This is a genomic window from Variovorax sp. P4_B11 (assembly GCF_056402355.1).
Map to the genome: position 1 here is coordinate 30,898 of NZ_JBFUHO010000055.1, position 15,634 is coordinate 46,531.

At 68.2% G+C, this 15,634-nt stretch carries 16 protein-coding genes; 7 read left to right on the forward strand and 9 right to left on the reverse strand.

Annotated features, from left to right (window positions below):
- Window positions 1-13 precede the first annotated feature (13 nt).
- The gene (locus tag AC1DYD_RS32305; RefSeq protein WP_478176824.1) at window positions 14-262 is read right to left on the reverse strand and encodes a hypothetical protein; all 249 of its coding nucleotides are present in this window, start codon (window positions 260-262) and stop codon (window positions 14-16) included.
- 126 nt (window positions 263-388) lie between these two features.
- Here AC1DYD_RS32305 and AC1DYD_RS32310 point away from each other — a divergent pair, with 126 nt between their 5' ends.
- From AC1DYD_RS32310 to AC1DYD_RS32325, 4 genes are read left to right on the forward strand one after another with little or no spacing between them, the layout of a single operon-like run.
- The gene (locus AC1DYD_RS32310) at window positions 389-1,858 is read left to right on the forward strand and encodes a cobyric acid synthase (RefSeq protein WP_478176825.1); all 1,470 of its coding nucleotides are present in this window, start codon (window positions 389-391) and stop codon (window positions 1,856-1,858) included.
- On the forward strand, window positions 1,855-2,898 hold the full coding sequence (gene cobT, locus AC1DYD_RS32315) for a nicotinate-nucleotide--dimethylbenzimidazole phosphoribosyltransferase (RefSeq protein WP_478176826.1): 1,044 nt from the start codon (window positions 1,855-1,857) through the stop codon (window positions 2,896-2,898). The genes AC1DYD_RS32310 and cobT overlap by 4 nt, the downstream gene beginning before the upstream one ends.
- Window positions 2,895-3,692 (forward strand): adenosylcobinamide-GDP ribazoletransferase, encoded by a 798-nt coding sequence (locus tag AC1DYD_RS32320; protein ID WP_478176827.1) that lies wholly within the window; start codon window positions 2,895-2,897, stop codon window positions 3,690-3,692. Before cobT ends, AC1DYD_RS32320 begins: the two co-directional genes overlap by 4 nt.
- Window positions 3,689-4,237 (forward strand): histidine phosphatase family protein, encoded by a 549-nt coding sequence (locus tag AC1DYD_RS32325; protein WP_478176828.1) that lies wholly within the window; start codon window positions 3,689-3,691, stop codon window positions 4,235-4,237. The genes AC1DYD_RS32320 and AC1DYD_RS32325 overlap by 4 nt, the downstream gene beginning before the upstream one ends.
- 3 nt (window positions 4,238-4,240) lie before the next feature.
- Here the strand turns inward: AC1DYD_RS32325 and nth are convergent, their stop codons facing one another.
- A complete protein-coding gene (gene nth / locus AC1DYD_RS32330) occupies window positions 4,241-4,879 on the reverse strand; it encodes an endonuclease III (protein ID WP_478176829.1) in 639 nt (212 codons plus the stop codon).
- Between the two features lie 98 nt (window positions 4,880-4,977).
- Between nth and AC1DYD_RS32335 the strand changes: the two genes are divergently transcribed.
- Window positions 4,978-6,165, forward strand: coding sequence for an aminotransferase-like domain-containing protein (locus tag AC1DYD_RS32335; protein ID WP_478176830.1), 1,188 nt, complete (start codon window positions 4,978-4,980; stop codon window positions 6,163-6,165).
- A gap of 91 nt (window positions 6,166-6,256) precedes the next feature.
- On the opposite strand, the gene AC1DYD_RS32340 is transcribed toward AC1DYD_RS32335, so the two are convergent.
- The 7 genes from AC1DYD_RS32340 to mfd form a co-directional block, all read right to left on the reverse strand.
- The gene (locus tag AC1DYD_RS32340) at window positions 6,257-6,676 is read right to left on the reverse strand and encodes a hypothetical protein (protein ID WP_478176831.1); all 420 of its coding nucleotides are present in this window, start codon (window positions 6,674-6,676) and stop codon (window positions 6,257-6,259) included.
- A complete protein-coding gene (locus AC1DYD_RS32345) occupies window positions 6,667-7,275 on the reverse strand; it encodes a peptidoglycan recognition protein family protein (protein WP_478176832.1) in 609 nt (202 codons plus the stop codon). Before AC1DYD_RS32345 ends, AC1DYD_RS32340 begins: the two co-directional genes overlap by 10 nt.
- A gap of 9 nt (window positions 7,276-7,284) precedes the next feature.
- Window positions 7,285-7,767 carry an Hcp family type VI secretion system effector gene (locus AC1DYD_RS32350; protein WP_478176833.1) on the reverse strand — a complete coding sequence of 161 codons (483 nt, stop codon included), beginning with the start codon at window positions 7,765-7,767 and terminating at the stop codon, window positions 7,285-7,287.
- A gap of 321 nt (window positions 7,768-8,088) precedes the next feature.
- Window positions 8,089-9,345, reverse strand: a complete 1,257-nt coding sequence (locus tag AC1DYD_RS32355) for a cystathionine gamma-synthase family protein (RefSeq protein ID WP_478176834.1) — start codon at window positions 9,343-9,345, stop codon at window positions 8,089-8,091.
- A 5-nt stretch (window positions 9,346-9,350) separates the two neighbouring features.
- Window positions 9,351-10,070: a phosphoserine phosphatase SerB gene (serB, locus tag AC1DYD_RS32360; RefSeq protein ID WP_478176835.1), complete on the reverse strand. Its 720-nt coding sequence runs from the start codon at window positions 10,068-10,070 to the stop codon at window positions 9,351-9,353.
- Window positions 10,067-10,699 (reverse strand): hypothetical protein, encoded by a 633-nt coding sequence (locus AC1DYD_RS32365; RefSeq protein ID WP_478176836.1) that lies wholly within the window; start codon window positions 10,697-10,699, stop codon window positions 10,067-10,069. The genes serB and AC1DYD_RS32365 overlap by 4 nt, the downstream gene beginning before the upstream one ends.
- 103 nt (window positions 10,700-10,802) lie before the next feature.
- Window positions 10,803-14,288 carry a transcription-repair coupling factor gene (gene mfd, locus AC1DYD_RS32370; protein WP_478176837.1) on the reverse strand — a complete coding sequence of 1,162 codons (3,486 nt, stop codon included), beginning with the start codon at window positions 14,286-14,288 and terminating at the stop codon, window positions 10,803-10,805.
- A 106-nt stretch (window positions 14,289-14,394) separates the two neighbouring features.
- Here mfd and ispD point away from each other — a divergent pair, with 106 nt between their 5' ends.
- Window positions 14,395-15,105 carry a 2-C-methyl-D-erythritol 4-phosphate cytidylyltransferase gene (gene ispD / locus AC1DYD_RS32375; protein WP_478176838.1) on the forward strand — a complete coding sequence of 237 codons (711 nt, stop codon included), beginning with the start codon at window positions 14,395-14,397 and terminating at the stop codon, window positions 15,103-15,105.
- Window positions 15,102-15,587, forward strand: a complete 486-nt coding sequence (gene ispF, locus AC1DYD_RS32380; RefSeq protein WP_478176839.1) for a 2-C-methyl-D-erythritol 2,4-cyclodiphosphate synthase — start codon at window positions 15,102-15,104, stop codon at window positions 15,585-15,587. Before ispD ends, ispF begins: the two co-directional genes overlap by 4 nt.
- Window positions 15,588-15,634 lie beyond the last annotated feature (47 nt).

The window sequence follows — 15,634 nt, forward strand, 5'->3', positions numbered from 1 at the left end:
GGGCCGGGCTCGTTCAGCGCCCGAGGGGCAGGCCCTGGAAGGCGCTGTGCGCCCATCCGTCGGGATCGGCCAGCTTGCGCAGCTGGTGCGCGCCCATGACGAGCGCATTCGCGTAGGTGGCCTGCGGGTTGGCGGCGCAGTAGATGCCGCTGTAGTGGATCGCTTCAGCGGCGTCGCTTTGGCGGGCTTCGAGGATCACCCAGAAAAACTGATTCTTGTCGCGCTCCTCGACCGTGAGCGCTATGTCGCGTAAGTCTGGCATTCGCCGTGGTTCCCCTTTTTTTGTCATGGCGTCGAAGGTAAGGGTGAATTGTATGAATGCTTTAGGATTCATTTCAAGCCGGTCGCGGGGATCGTGAGGAAGATCACGTAAAGCACAATCGCGCTCATGATTTCCAATGTGCCAGGCAACCGGGCCCGCTGCGTCATGGTGCTCGGCACCACCAGCGGCGCCGGCAAGAGCTGGCTGGCCACTGCCCTGTGCCGCTGGTATGCGCGCCAGGGCCTGCAGGTGGCGCCATTCAAGGCGCAGAACATGAGCAACAACGCGCGCGTGGTGGCGGGTGGGGAAATCGGCAGCGCGCAGTACTTCCAGGCCCTGGCGGCGCGCGCCGAGCCCGATGTGCGCATGAATCCGCTCTTGCTCAAGCCCGAGCGCGACACGCACAGCCAGGTGGTGCTGATGGGGCAGGTGAGCCCCGAACTCACGGCGCTGCCCTGGCGCGGGCGCAGCGAGCGGGTCTGGCCGCAGATCGCGCAGGCGCTCGACGGCCTGCGTGCCGAGAACGACATCGTGGTCATCGAGGGCGCCGGTTCGCCGGCCGAGATCAACCTGATGGCGAGCGATATCGTCAACTTGCGCGTGGCGCGCCACGCCGCCGCGCGCTGCCTGCTGGTCACCGACATCGATCGCGGCGGCGCCTTCGCGCACCTCTACGGCACCTGGGCGCTGATGCCGCAAGAAGACCGGGCGCTGCTCGCCGGCTTCGTCCTCAACAAGTTCCGCGGCGATGCCGCGCTGCTGGCGCCGGCGCCGCAGCAGCTCGAGGCGCTGACCGGGGTGTCCACGGTCGCCACCTTGCCGATGTGGTGGCAGCACGGGCTGCCGGAAGAAGACGGCGTGTTCGACGACCGCAGCGTGTCCAGCGGCGAGGTCACGCGGACCGTCGCCGTGGTCGTCTATCCCCGGATCAGCAATCTCGACGAGTTCCAGCCGCTCAAGAACATCGCCGGCGTGCGCCTGCGCTGGGCGCGCAGCCCGGCCGACGTGGCGGGCGCGGACTGGATCGTCCTGCCCGGCTCGAAGAACACCAGCGCCGACCTGTCCTGGCTGCGCGCCCAGGGCCTCGACCGGGCGGTGGCGGCGCACGCGGCAAGCGGTGGCGCGGTGCTGGGCATCTGCGGCGGTCTGCAGATGTTGGGCGAGGCGCTGATCGATCCGCATGGCGTCGATGGCAACGGACCGGGCCTCGGCCTGCTGCCGGTGGTCACGACCTTCGCGCAGGACAAGACCGTGCGCCACCGCGACGTCGCATTCGGCCCGCTGGGGGGACCGTGGGCGGCGCTCTCGGGGGTCGCGGTGCGCGGCTACGAGATCCATCACGGCCAGACCGCCGAGCATCCCGCGATGGCGGCGGCCGGCGACCGTGCCGTCGCCGTGATGCCCGACGAGCTGGCCTGGCAGAACCGCGGCGGCAACGTGCTCGGGCTCTACCTGCACGGCCTGTTCGAGGATCCGGCGGCGCTGCAGGCGCTTTTCGGCGTCGCGGCGCGCACGCTCGACGCCGTCTTCGACGGCCTGGCGGACCACATCGATTCCCACTTTGAACCGGGCCTGTTGCGCTCCCTGATCGAATGACCCTTGAACTTCCCTTCATCGACAACCTCGAAGATCCGGCACTCGCTGCCCGCCTGCAACAGCGGATCGACGGCAAGACCAAGCCGGTCGGCGCCCTCGGCCGGCTCGAGGCGCTGGCCCTGCGGCTGGGCCTCGTCCTCGGCACCGAGGCGCCCGCGCTGGCGCAGCCGCAGATGCTGGTCTGCGCGGCCGACCACGGCCTGGCCGCACGCGGCGTGTCGGCCTATCCCAGCGACGTGACTTGGCAGATGGTGCAGAACTTCCTTGCCGGCGGTGCCGCGGTCAGCGTGCTGGCGCGGCAGCATGGCATGGCGCTGACCGTGGTGGACTGCGGCGTGCGCCACGACTTCTCGCCGACCGAGGGCCTGCTGATCCGCAAGATCGCACCTGGCACCGCCGACGCCTCGATCGGCCCGGCGATGACTGCCGCGCAATGCGACGAGGCCATCGCCAACGGCATGGCGGTGGTGCGCGGACTGCCGGGCAATGCGCTCCTGCTTGGCGAGATGGGCATCGGCAATTCATCGGCGGCGGCGATGCTGCTGGCGCGCCTGGCGGACCAGGACATCGATGCCTGCACCGGTGCCGGCACCGGGCTCGACGCCGGCGGGCGGGCCCGCAAGCGCCAGGTGTTGCGCGGCGTGCTCGAACGGCACGAGGCGGCCACCGCGCCGCTGGAGGCGCTGGCGGCCTTCGGCGGTTTCGAGATCGCCACGCTGGTCGGCGCGGTGCTGCAGGCGGCGCACGAGCGTCGCGTGATCGTGCTCGACGGCTTCATCGCCAGCGCCGCGGTGCTGGTCGCTGCGGCGCTGCGGCCGGAGGTGGTCCAGCGCTGCGTGGCGGCGCACGAATCGGCCGAGCCCGGCCATCGCCTGCTGTTGAATCACCTGCGGCTCGAACCCTTGCTGCAGCTCGACCTGCGGCTCGGCGAAGGCTCCGGCGCTGCGCTGGCCTGGCCGCTGCTCGAGTCGGCGTGCCGCATCCTGCGCGAGATGGCGAGCTTCGAATCGGCGGGAGTCTCGCAGCGGGAGCCTGCGTGAACGGCGTGCGCCACTTCCTGCTGGCGCTGCAGTTCTTCACGCGGGTTCCGGTCACCGGCGGGCTGGCCACCTGGGTCGGGTTCAGTCCGGCGATGCTGCGTGCCAGTGCGGCCCATTTTCCCGGCGTCGGCTGGCTGGTCGGCGCGGTCGGGGCCGGTGTCTTCCTGGGGCTGCGGGCGGGCTTGCCCGGACCGGCCGGCGCCTGCGTGGCGGCCCTGTTGTCGACCGTCGCTACCGTGCTGATGACCGGCGCCTTCCACGAAGACGGACTGGCCGACGTGGCGGATGGATTGGGCGGGTCGGGCGATCGCCTGCGTGCGCTCGAGATCATGAAGGATTCGCGCATCGGCGCCTTCGGTGCGATTGCGCTGGTGCTGGCGCTCGGGCTCAAGGTGGCGCTGCTGGCGGCGCTGGCGGCGCAGGGCCCGGTCGTCGCCGCGCTGGCCTTGCTGAGCGCCCATGTGCTGTCGCGGCTGGCCCCCTTGTTCCTGATCCGCCGGCTGCCCTATGTCGGCGATGCGAACGGCGCGAGCAAGGCCAAGCCGCTGGCCGATGCGATCGGCATCGGCGCCTTGCTCGTCGCCCTGGCGTGGTCGATGCCGGCGATCGTGTTGCTGATGGGGGCGCATGGCATCGGGCAGGGGCTGGCGGCCATCGGCCTGTGCGCCCTGGCCGCACTCTGGATGGCGCGCCTCTTCAGGCGCCGGCTCCATGGCTTCACCGGCGACGCGCTGGGCGCGACGCAGCAGATCTGCGAACTCGCAATCTACCTGGCATTGGCCTGGCGGCCATGAAACTGCTGTTGATCCGGCATGCGAAGACCACCGCGGCCGACGGCCTCTGCTACGGCCGCACCGACGTGCCGGTGCGCCCCGAGCTGACGCGTGCGGCAGCCGCGCAAGTGGCCTTCGAACTGCCGTCCGGCGCCGCCATGGCCTGCTCCCCGCTGCTGCGCTGCAGCGAGCTGGCCGAGGCGATCTCGGCGCTGCGGCCCGAGCTCCGTGCGGTGCCCGATCCCCGGCTGGCCGAGATGGACCTCGGCGCCTGGGAAGAGCGGCCCTGGGCGGCGATCGATCGCGCCGAACTCGACGCCTGGAGCCGCGACTTCGCCGACACCCGGGCCGGCGGCAGCGGCGAGAGCACGCGCCAGTTCATGCGGCGTGTCGCCGGCGCCTTCGACGCCTGGCGCGACGGCGGGCGCGATGCCGTGTGGGTGACGCACGCCGGCGTGATCCGTGCGGTGCGGCTGCTGCATGGCGGCGTGCGCGTGGTCGAGCGCGCCGACCAATGGCCGTCCGAGCCGATCGCCTTCGGCGCCCTCGTCAGCTTCGATGTCTGATCCTCAGGGTGCCGGCGTCTTCGGCTTGTAGTCGCACCAGGTCGCCACCGCGCATTGCCAGCACAGCGGTTTGCGCGCCACGCAGACGTAGCGGCCATGCAGGATCAGCCAGTGGTGGGCATGCAGGCGGTAGGCCTCGGGCACCCGCTTCTCGAGCTTCTGCTCGACCTCGAGCGGCGTCTTGCCGGGGGCCAGCCCGGTGCGGTTGCCGACCCGGAAGATGTGCGTGTCGACGGCCATCGTGGGCTCCCCGAAGGCGACGTTGAGCACCACGTTGGCGGTCTTGCGACCGACGCCGGGCAGGGCTTCGAGTTCGGCCCGTGTGCGCGGCACCTCGCCGCCGTGCAACTCGACCAGCATGCGGCAGGCTTCGACCAGGTGCTTCGCCTTGCTGCGGTAGAGACCGATCGTCTTGATGTAGCTCTCCAGGCCTTCGACGCCGAGGTCCAGGATCGCCTGCGGCGTGTGGGCGACCGGGAACAGCTTGCGGGTCGCCTTGTTGACGCCGACATCGGTCGCCTGCGCCGACAGCAGCACGGCGGCGAGCAGTTCGAAGGGCGTGTCGTATTCGAGTTCGGTCTCGGGCACCGGATTGGCCGCGTGCAGCGTGGCGAAGAACGGCTCTATGTCTGATTTCTTCATCGTGGCGGGGAGTGTAGGGGCCGGCGCAGGGCCGCTCGCTGTGAGGCACGTCGGGGCTGCGACAATCGCCTTCTGCAACACCTCCGAAGAAGGCCCTCATGCAATTCGCTTCCCGCCTGGACAACGTCGAAACCTCCGCCATCCGCGAACTCTTCAAGCTGCTGGGCACGCCCGGCATCATCAGCTTCGCGGGCGGCTTTCCCGACAGCGCGATGTTCGATGTCGAGGGCCTGAAGGAAGCCAGCGCCAAGGCGCTCGCCGAAGAGCCCGGCGGCGCCCTGCAGTACGGCGCCACCGAGGGCTACGACCCGCTGCGCACGCAGCTGTCCGCCTTCATGAAGACCAAGGGCGTCGAGGTCGACCCGAGCGGCCTGATCGTGACCACCGGCAGCCAGCAGGCGCTCGACCTGCTGGGCAAGACCTTGATTTCGCCCGGCGACAAGGTGATCGTCGAAGGCCCGACCTTCCTCGCGACCATCCAGTGCTTCCGCCTCTATGGCGCGCAGCTGATCAGCGCGCCGATCGATGCCGACGGCGTGCGCACCGACGAACTCGAGAAGCTGATCGCCGAGCACAAGCCGAAGTTCGTCTACCTGATCCCGACCTTTGGCAATCCGAGCGGCGCGATGCTGAGCCTGGAGCGTCGCCGCAAGGTGCTCGAGATGGCGGTGAAGCACCAGACGCTGATCGTCGAGGACGATCCCTACGGCGACCTCTATTTCGACCAGGCGCCGCCGCCGTCGATCATGGCGCTGACCCGGGAAGTCCCGGGCAGCCGCGAGTTGGTCGCGCACTGCGGCAGCCTCAGCAAGGTGCTGAGCCCCGGCCTGCGCATCGGCTGGATGATCGGCCCGGCCGAGCTGCTCGCCAAGGCCACCATGTGCAAGCAGTTCAGCGACGCCCACACGAGCACCTTCGCGCAGGCCACCGCCGCGCAGTACCTCAAGAGCGGCCGCATGCCGGCCACGCTGGCCCATGTGCGCGAGGTCTATGCGGAGCGCGCCCGCGCCATGGGCGATGCGCTGCAGCGCGAACTGGGCGACGCGGTCACCTTCACGCAACCGGGCGGCGGCCTGTTCTTCTGGGCCCGCCTGACGGGTGCCGGCGGCAAGTTGGCGGATGCCAACGTGCTCGCCAAGCGCGCGATCGAGAAGCTTGTGGCCTTCGTGCCCGGCGCGCCCTTCTTCGCCGAGAAGCCGGACGTCGCGACGCTGCGGCTGAGCTTCGCGACCGCCAACGTCGAGAAGATCCGCGAAGGCATCGCGCGGCTCGGCGCGGCGCTCTGAAGCCTTCTATGAGGTAGGTCAGGCATGCGCAGCGTATGAACGAAAAGGGGAGAGGCGCGGCGCATGCGTCTTTTGGCGGCGCGGCGGCAAGTCAGCATTCTTCTTTGTCGCAAAGGCCGTATCCGCCCGCAAAAGGGTCGCGCCAACCGTTCTTCTGCTTGTACAAGAGGTCGACGCTACCGCCTCTGTTCCACTTGATAGTCGCGGTGCCTCCTGAAAAAAGCCACCACTCCCCCATGTTGTTGTCGCTGAACTTGATCTTTCCGCTTGCGTAGCAGGGGGAATAGCGCTCTGTCGTGATGACATAGCTTTCGACCGGATACGCGCGCAGAAAGTAGCGTTTGATCTGAGGCGCGGTGGGCCTGAAGCCTTTGCACATTTCTGCAGTTTCGGGGTCTACGGTTGCCCCCGTCTCGCTGATCGTCAGCTCTGCGACTTTTCGGGGCGCAGCATCTACGAAGGTCGAAGCCGCGAGCAGGAGGAGACAGTAGCGGTTCAACCTCAATGCCATTTTGCGGTACTCGCTTCCGTAAGGTTCTTTCGCGACACCGTTGGGTGCGTGAATACTTCCTGCAGGGAAATGTTCCACGTGTCAGCCAGTTGTCTCACTAGCCATCCCAACGAGTTGTTCTGCGCGTCTGTCACGCTCTCGTAAACTTTTTTCTCGTCCGGCCCTTGCCCTTGCGACATTCCCACGATTTCAATGCCAATCGAATCCACGTTGCTTGGGTATCTCTCGGCATATGGTTTCTTCTGCTCGTGCCGATGAAGTGGGGTTGGCTTGTCTTTCAATCGCTTAACAATTTGGAGATCGGCCGGTCTGCATGTGTGTTCGGCGAGACAACGAGATTTGAGCTTTCCGACGTGATTCGCGCGCTTGTAGACCGACGCAGTCTGATAGATCGTGCCGTCCTTATCGATGAGGAAATGTGCTCCATTCGCGCCGGTGTTTGCATAGCTATTGAACGTTGCCGAAGCAGTAGGCGAGTTCGTTTGATGTACAACGATGCCGTTGACTTGATTCAAGTCTCCGCGCTCAATGCTTGAAAAGATCTTCACCTTGATTCGATCCGCGTAGACGTGGCCGGCTTTTGTGATGTAAAGCGACATTGTTCCCCCTCAGGCCTCGCGATTTTGTTGAATATCGAAGCTGGCGGCCACTGTGCCACCGGAGCCGCCCTGCGGGTTTTGGATGACGTATTCCTGTGCGACTCGTGCAAAAGATAGGCTGACTTCCTCCATCCCCGTGGGCATGGTGTCCTTAACGACCGGCGCGACCCGCGTCACGATGACATCGCCCATCGTGATCTTGAAATATTCGAGGGGAATGCCGCCGGCCTTTCGAACCACGAGCGTGGCTGCGTCGATGTGCTTGCCGGTAAGGCAGAATTTGAGAAGGTTGGGGCTGGCCCGGTCGATGCGGTGGTCGAAAGTCAGGTCGCTGACGGTGGCCTTCCCGGCGCCTCCGCCGCTTCCCGAATGCATTGACGACTTTTGATGGATCGCCCATTCCCAGTTCGTGACTTCGATCTCGTTTGTGTGAGTTGCGTCTTGCGCTTCACCAGCAATGCCGGTGAGCTTCAGAAAGATGTCCTGTGCCATGAAAGTCCTCCGCTGAATGGTGATGTGTGAGTGGGCTCGCTTTGCAATACTTGCCCGCCACGCACCCTACCGCTTGAGCGCGTACTCCCTGGCACCCGCGATCCAGTTCGAGACGGATCTCTCTGAATTCCAGCTATATCCTTCGTTGGAAGAAATGCTGCTTCGGCAACCACTCCAGGTCTTCGGGCCGGACGCGCCGTTCCGACGTGGAAGAAGCCAGGCGTCGCGACGCTTCGATCGCATCGCGCGCCAACGTAGAAAAGGTCAAGACAGGGAGCGCGCCTCGGGCTGGCGCTTTGAGCCTTCCCCTGAGGCGATTGGTCAGGCGCTGCGCCCGCCGCCCAGGGCCTGGTCGAAATCGGCGATCAGTTCGTCGGCCGCTTCGAGCCCGACCGAGACCCGGACCAGTCCGTCGGCGATGCCCATCTCGGCGCGCACCGCGGGGCCGGCTTCCCAGTAGATCGTCGGCGCCACCGGAATCACCAGCGTGCGGTTGTCGCCCAGGCCGGTGGCCTTGATCGCGAGTTGCAGCCGGTCGAGCACCGCCGGCATGCGCGCGCTGTCGCGCAGCTCGAAGGCGAGCAGCCAGGAGCCGGCCTTGAAGTGCTTGATCGCCAGCGCGTGCTGCGGGTGGCTTTCGAGCATCGGGTAGTGCACCTTGGCGACCGCCGCATGGGCCTCGAGGAACCGCGCCAGCGCCCAGGCCGTGGCGCTGGTCTGCGCGACCCGCAATGCCAGCGTCTCGGCGCCCAGGCTGATGCGGTGGGCCTGCTCGGGCGCCAGCGTGCCGCCCATGTCGCGCAGGCCCTTCTTGCGGATCTGCTGCAGCCCCCACTGGCGCGGGTCGAGGCCGCGGTAGCTGGCCGCGATGTTGGGGTAGCCCTGCCAATCGAATTCGCCTGTATCGGTCACGGCGCCGCCCAGCGCAGCGCCGTGTCCCGCGATGGTCTTCGTCAGCGAATTCACGACCAGGCCGGCGCCGACGCTCTTCGGCCGGAACAGGGCGGGCGAGGTGATCGTGTTGTCGACCACATAGAGCAGTCCGCACTCGCGGCACAGTGCGCCGATGGCCTCCAGGTCGGGGATCTGCGTGCCGGGGTTCGCGATCGTCTCGACGAACACCATGCGGGTCTCGGGCCGCAGTGCCGCGCGAACCTTCTCCACCGAGCCGGCATCGACCTTGCTGACCGCCACGCCCAGGTCGCCCAGCGTGCCGAACAGGCTGTTGGTGTTGCCGAAGACGAAGCGGCTGGCCACCAGGTGGTCGCCGGCACGCAGCAGCGTCAGGAAGAGGGCGCTCAGGGCGGCCATGCCGCTGGCGAAGCAGATGCTGCCGAGGCCCTGTTCGAGCTGGCTGATCTTGGCTTCGAGCGCAGCCGTGGTCGGCGTGCCTTGCCGCGCATAGCTGAAGCTGTTCTTGCGCGTGCCCTGGAAGACGCCGATCAGGTCCTCGACCCGGTCGAAGCCGTATTGCACCGAGGTATGGATCGGCTTGTGGATCGCGCCATGCTCGGCGCCGCCGCGGCGATCGGCATGCAGCACCGCGGAGATGGGGAGAGGAGACTTGTCGTCGGCCATGTCGTCTACCGAAGCACTTCGAGCAGGCGGTCGAGCCCGCCTTCGTCGATCGCCACCATCGCCTGCTCGCGCACCTTCGGTTTCGCGTGGAAGGCCACCGAGAGGCCGGCCTCGGCCATCATCGGCAGGTCGTTGGCCCCGTCGCCGACGGCGATCGTCTCGGCGGCGGAGATGCCGAGCAGCGAGGCCACCTCGAGCAGGGTGCGGCGCTTTTCCGCGCCGTCGCAAATGTCGCCCCAGGACTGCTGCACGACGCGGCCCGTGAGCTTGCCATCGGCCTCGTCGAGCAGGTTCGAGCGCGCGAAGTCCAGCCCCAAGCGCTCCTTCACGCGATTGGCGAAGAAGGTGAAGCCGCCCGACACCAGCAGCACCTTGAGCCCGGCGGCCTTGCAGGCCGCCACCAACCGTTCGGCGCCCGGATTGAGTCGCAGGCGCTGGTCGTAGACCTGCTGCAGCGCGTCGACCGGAACGCCCTTGAGCAGGGCCGCGCGGCGCCGCAGGCTTTCCTTGAAGTCCTTGATCTCGCCGCGCATCGTGGCCTCGGTGATGGCCGCGACCTCGGCTTTCTTTCCGACCGCGTCGGCGATCTCGTCGATGCACTCGATGTTGATCAGGGTCGAGTCCATGTCGAACGCGATCAGCTTGAAGTCGGCCAGCGCCAGCGGGGGCGTGAAGCGCTGGATCGTGAGGCCGGGCGGCAGGGACGGGGCGGAGGCGGGGTTCATGATCGGGAGAGATAGTGTCGGTCGGACCAGGTGGCGAGCCATTCGGGGCGGTAGGCGACGAACACCGCCGCCAGCATGCCGGTGACGATGCCGTCGCTCCAGGCCATGAGCCACAGCGCGACGTTGGTCGCCATGGTATCGATCATCTGTGCCGCCGGCCGGGCCGAAGGCGCAAGCTGCGAGAGCCAGGCCGTCGCGAAGGCGCACAGCACGGTGCCGATGAAGGCCCGCACGAGGATGTAGACGAAGGGATTGCGCGGCAGCCAGCGGCGCACCGCCCCACCCACCGCCAGCGCAAAGGTCGCGGGCAACACCCCCTGCCAGAAGGCCAGCGAGAGCATGTCGGCCGGCGCGAGTTCGCCGACCAGCCCGGCGAGCAGCGCGACCGCGAGCAGCACCGGCACGGCGAGCGGCCAGCCCAGCATCAGCAGCACCAGGCAGGCGCCCGACCAGCGCAGCGACAGCGGCATCGGATGCAGCAGTGCCGGCAGCGCCCACACCCAGGGCAGCAGCGCCAGCGTCGCCAATGCGGGCCCCAGCAGCCGTCCGGCGGCCAGCATTCGCCAGGGCCGCAGCGACAACGCCACGGCCAGCGCGAGCACGAGGAGGGCGAGTTTCAGGAATTGCATCGGCGGCCTCGTCGATTGCGTTCAGGGCGATCCGTTCACGGGAGCGCCTTCGCGCTGCGCGCACCGCGGCGCGAGCCTGTCCATGCGCGGGCGCCCGCCGTGGTCATGCGGCCGCCGCCTCGTGCTGCTTCGGCTGTCCCAGCGCGCGCAGCACATCGCGCACCATCTGCGCGCGCTCCTTCGGTTCCTTGAGCTCGCGCTCGATGCGCAGTTTCTCGTTGCCCGCCAGCTTGATGTGCTTGTTCTTCTGGATCAGGTGGATGATGTTCATCGAGTCGATCGGCGGGTCTTTCTTGAAAGTGATGTGGATCACCCCCGGCGCGGCATCGACCTTGATCACGCCATAGGGCCGCGCCAGCACGCGCAGCCGATGCACGTCGATCAGCGTCTGCCCCTGCGGCGGCAGCTTGCCGAAACGGTCGACGATCTCTTCCAGCAGCGTGTCGATCTGGTCCGGCGTCTTGGCTGTCGCCAGCTTCTTGTAGAAGGACAGCCGCAGGTGCACGTCGCCGCAGTAGTCGTCGGGCAACAGTGCGGGCGCATGCAGGTTGATCTCGGTCGTCACGCTGAGCGGCGCCAGCAGGTCCGGCTCCTGGCCGGCCTTCAGCGAACGCACCGCCTCGGCCAGCATCTCGTTGTAGAGCTGGAAGCCGATCTCCATCATGTTGCCGCTCTGGTTCTCGCCCAGCACTTCGCCGGCACCGCGGATTTCCAGGTCGTGCATCGCGAGGTAGAAGCCGGAGCCCAGTTCTTCCATCTGCTGGATGGCATCGAGCCGCTGCGCCGCCTGCTTGGTCAGGCCATCGATATCCGGCACCATCAGGTACGCATAGGCCTGGTGATGGCTGCGGCCGACCCGCCCGCGCAGCTGGTGCAGCTGCGCCAGGCCGAACTTGTCGGCGCGGCTCATCACGATGGTGTTGGCGGTCGGCACGTCGATGCCGGTCTCGATGATGGTCGAGCACAGCAGCAGGTTGTAGCGCTGGGCCACGAAGTCGCGCATCACGCGCTCGAGTTCGCGCTCGGGCATTTGGCCGTGCGCCACCGCGATGTGGGCCTCGGGCAGGATCTGCTCGAGCTTCTGGCGCCGGTTCTCGATGGTCTCGACCTCGTTGTGCAGGAAGTAGACCTGGCCGCCGCGCTTGAGTTCGCGCAGCACCGCCTCGCGGATCACGCCGGTGCCCTCGTTGCGCACGAAGGTCTTGATCGCCAGCCGCCGCTGCGGCGCGGTGGCGATCACGCTGAGGTCGCGCAGGCCCTCGAGCGCCATGCCCAGCGTGCGCGGGATCGGCGTGGCCGTCAGCGTCAGCACGTCGACCTCGGCGCGCATCGCCTTCATCGCCTCCTTGTGGCGGACGCCGAAGCGATGCTCCTCGTCGATGATCAAGAGGCCCAGGTTCTTGAACTTGACCGACTGCGAAAGCAGCTTGTGCGTGCCCACCACGATGTCCACGCCGCCGTCGGCCAGCCCCTTGGCGGCGGCGGTGATCTCCTTGGCGGAGCGGAAGCGGCTCATCTCGGCGACCTTCACCGGCCACTTGGCGAAGCGGTCGACCAGCGTCTGGTAGTGCTGCTCGGCCAGCAGCGTGGTCGGCGCCAGGAAGGCGACCTGCTTGCCGCCGGTGACCGCCACGAAGGCGGCGCGCAGCGCGACCTCGGTCTTGCCGAAGCCGACGTCGCCGCAGACCAGCCGGTCCATCGGCTGCGGCGAGATCATGTCCTGGATCACCGCGTGGATCGCGCCTTTCTGGTCGGCGGTCTCGTCGAAGCCGAAGTCGTTGGCGAAGACCTCGTAGTCGGCGGCCGAGAAGCGGAAGGCATGGCCTTCGCGCGCCGCGCGGCGGGCATAGATGTTGAGCAGTTCGGCGGCCGAGTCGCGCACCTGCTCGGCGGCACGCCGCTTGGCCTTCTCCCACTGGCCCGAACCGAGCTTGTGCAGCGGCGCCTCGTCGGCGCTGACGCCGGTGTAGCGGCTCACCAGGTGCAGTTGCGACACCGGCACGTAGAGCGTCGCCTTGTCGGCGTATTCCAGGTGCAGCATCTCCTGCAGCAGGGGCTTGCCCTCGGCGTCCTTGCCCTGGCCCAGGTCCATGTTGACCAGCCCGCGATAGCGGCCGATGCCGTGCGCCGAATGCACCACCGGATCGCCGATCGCCAGTTCGCTCAGGTCCTTGATCAGGGCCTCGACGTCGCTGACCTGCTCCTGCTTCCTGTTGCGCCGGCGCGTGGCCGGCGCGGTCGCGAAGAGCTCGGTCTCGGTGACGAAGTCGATGCCTTGTTCGCGCCAGGCGAAGCCGGCCACCAGCGCCGCGGTGGCGATGCCGATCTTCTCGCCGGGCTGCGCCTCGAATTCGGCCAGTGAGTCGAAGGCGGGCGGACCGACGCCGCTGGCGCGCAGGAAGTCGAGCAGGCTCTCGCGCCGGCCGTTGCTCTCGGCGATCACGAGCACCCGATGCGGCGTGCTGCGGATATGCTCCTTGAGCTTGACCAGCGGGTCGTCGGCGCCGCGCACCACCGCGAAGGGCGGCAAGGTGTCGAACTCGGCGTAGGGCGGCGCATCGGCGGCGGCCTCGCCGCGGATCGCCAGCTGCGCGTGCGGCTTGGCCCGCTGGTAGAACTGCTCGGCATTCAGGAACAGCGCCTCGGGCGGCAGCGCCGGCCGCTCGGGGTCGCCCTGCACCAGCCGGAAGCGCTCGCCGGTGTCCTGCCAGAAATGCTGGAAGGCCGGCTCCAGGTCACCGTGCAGCACCACCGTGGCATCGGACCCGAGGTAGTCGAAGACGGTCGCGGTCTCTTCGAAGAACAGCGGCAGGTAGTACTCGATGCCGGCGGTGGCGACCGCCTGCCCCATGTCCTTGTAGATCCGGCTGCGCGTCGGGTCGCCTTCCAGCAGCTCGCGCCAGCGGCTGCGAAAGCGCGCCCGCGCATCGTCGTCCATCGGGAACTCGCGGCCCGGCAGCAGGCGCACTTCGGGCACCGGGTACAGGCTGCGCTGGGTGTCGGGGTCGAAGGTGCGGATCGAGTCGATCTCGTCGTCGAACAGGTCGACGCGGAAAGGCACCGGCGAGCCCATCGGGAACAGGTCGATCAGGCCGCCGCGCACCGCGTACTCGCCCGGGCTCACGACCTGCGTCACGTGGGTGTAGCCGGCCAGCGTGAGCTGGGCCTTGAGCTTCGAATCCTGCAGCTTCTGGCCGCTCTTGAACTGGAAGGTGTAGCCGGCCAGGAAGGCCGGCGGCGCCAGCCGGTAGAGGGCGGTGGTGGCGGGGACCAGCACCACGTCGGCTTCCTTCTGGCTGATGCGCCAGAGCGTCGCGAGCCGTTCGCTGATCAAGTCCTGGTGTGGCGAGAAACTGTCGTAGGGCAGCGTTTCCCAATCGGGAAACAGCGCGCAGCGCAGTTCCGGCGCGAAGAACGCGATTTCATCGATCAGCCGCTGGGCGTCGTTGGCATCGGCCGTGAAGATCGCGGTCGCGCGGCCGGCCGCCTTCTCGCGCTCGGCCAGTTGCGCCAGCATCAGCGCGTCGGCCGACAGCGGGGGGCGCGGCAGCGTGAAGCGCTTGCCCGCCGTGAGTTGGGGGAGGTCCATGAGGTGCCCGGGAAATGCAGAACACCCCGCGCCGGTTGGCGAGGGGTGTGCGATAGGCCGATTCTAGAATGGCTCACCTTTTGCCGCTGGCCTTCGTCGCTCCTCCATGCCCGTTTCCCGTCTTTACGTCCTGATCCCTTGTGCGGGGTCCGGCAGCCGTGCCGGCAGCGCCGGCCCCAAGCAATACCGGCGCATCGCCGGCCGGCCGATGGTCGAGCACACGCTGGAGGCCTTTCGCGCGCTGACCGGAACCTTCGCCGGCCTGGCGCTCGCGGTGGCGCCCGACGATGCCGATGTCGGCATCGTGCTGCCGCGCTTCCCGGCCAAGGGCGAACACCTGCTGCGGGTCGGCGGCGCCAGCCGCGCCGCGACCGTGCGCAATGGCCTGCGCGCCTTGCGGCAGTTGGGCGCCGGCCCGCACGACTGGGTGCTGGTGCACGACGCCGCACGCTGCCTGGTCACGCCAAGCCAGATCGAGGCGCTGATCGCGGCCTGCGAGCACGACGCCGTCGGCGGCCTGCTGGCGCACCGGCTGGCGGACACGCTGAAGGTCGCCACGCCCGAGGGCCGGGTCGCGAGCAGCCCGACCCGCGCCGACAAGTGGCTGGCGCAGACGCCCCAGATGTTCCGCATCGGCATGCTGCTCGATGCGCTGGAGCGCAGCGGCGACGCCGTGACCGACGAGGCCAGCGCGATCGAGGCGATCGGCCTGGCGCCGCTGCTGGTGCCGGGCAGCGCGCAGAATTTCAAGCTCACCTATGCCGAGGATTTCGCGCTGGCCGAGGCGGTGCTTCGCAGCCGCAGGAGCGCGCCATGAGCGGCTGCTCCTTCCGCATCGGCGAGGGCTGGGACGTCCATCAGCTGGTCGCCGGCCGCAAGCTGATCCTCGGCGGCGTCGAGATCCCGCACAGCACCGGCCTGCTGGGCCACTCGGACGCCGACGTGCTGCTGCACGCCATCACCGATGCCTTGCTGGGCGCCGCCGCCCTGGGCGACATCGGCCGTCATTTCCCCGACACCGATCCGCAGTTCCGCGGCGCCGACTCGTCGGTGCTGCTGGCCGAGGCGGCGCGCCGCGTGCGGGCTGCGGGCTGGCAGATCGGCAATGTCGACAGCACCGTGATCGCGCAGGCGCCGAAGCTCGCGCCGCACATCCCGGCGATGTGCCGGGGCGTCGCCGCGGCGCTGGCCGTCGCGGTCGAGCAGGTCAACGTCAAGGCCAAGACCGCCGAGAAGCTGGGCCCGGTGGGCGAGGGCAAGGCGATGGAAGCGCGTGCCGTCGTCTTGTTGTACCGTTAGGGCCTGTTCGCACTATTTCCGGGGATCGCGTTGCCGGGCCAAGGGGC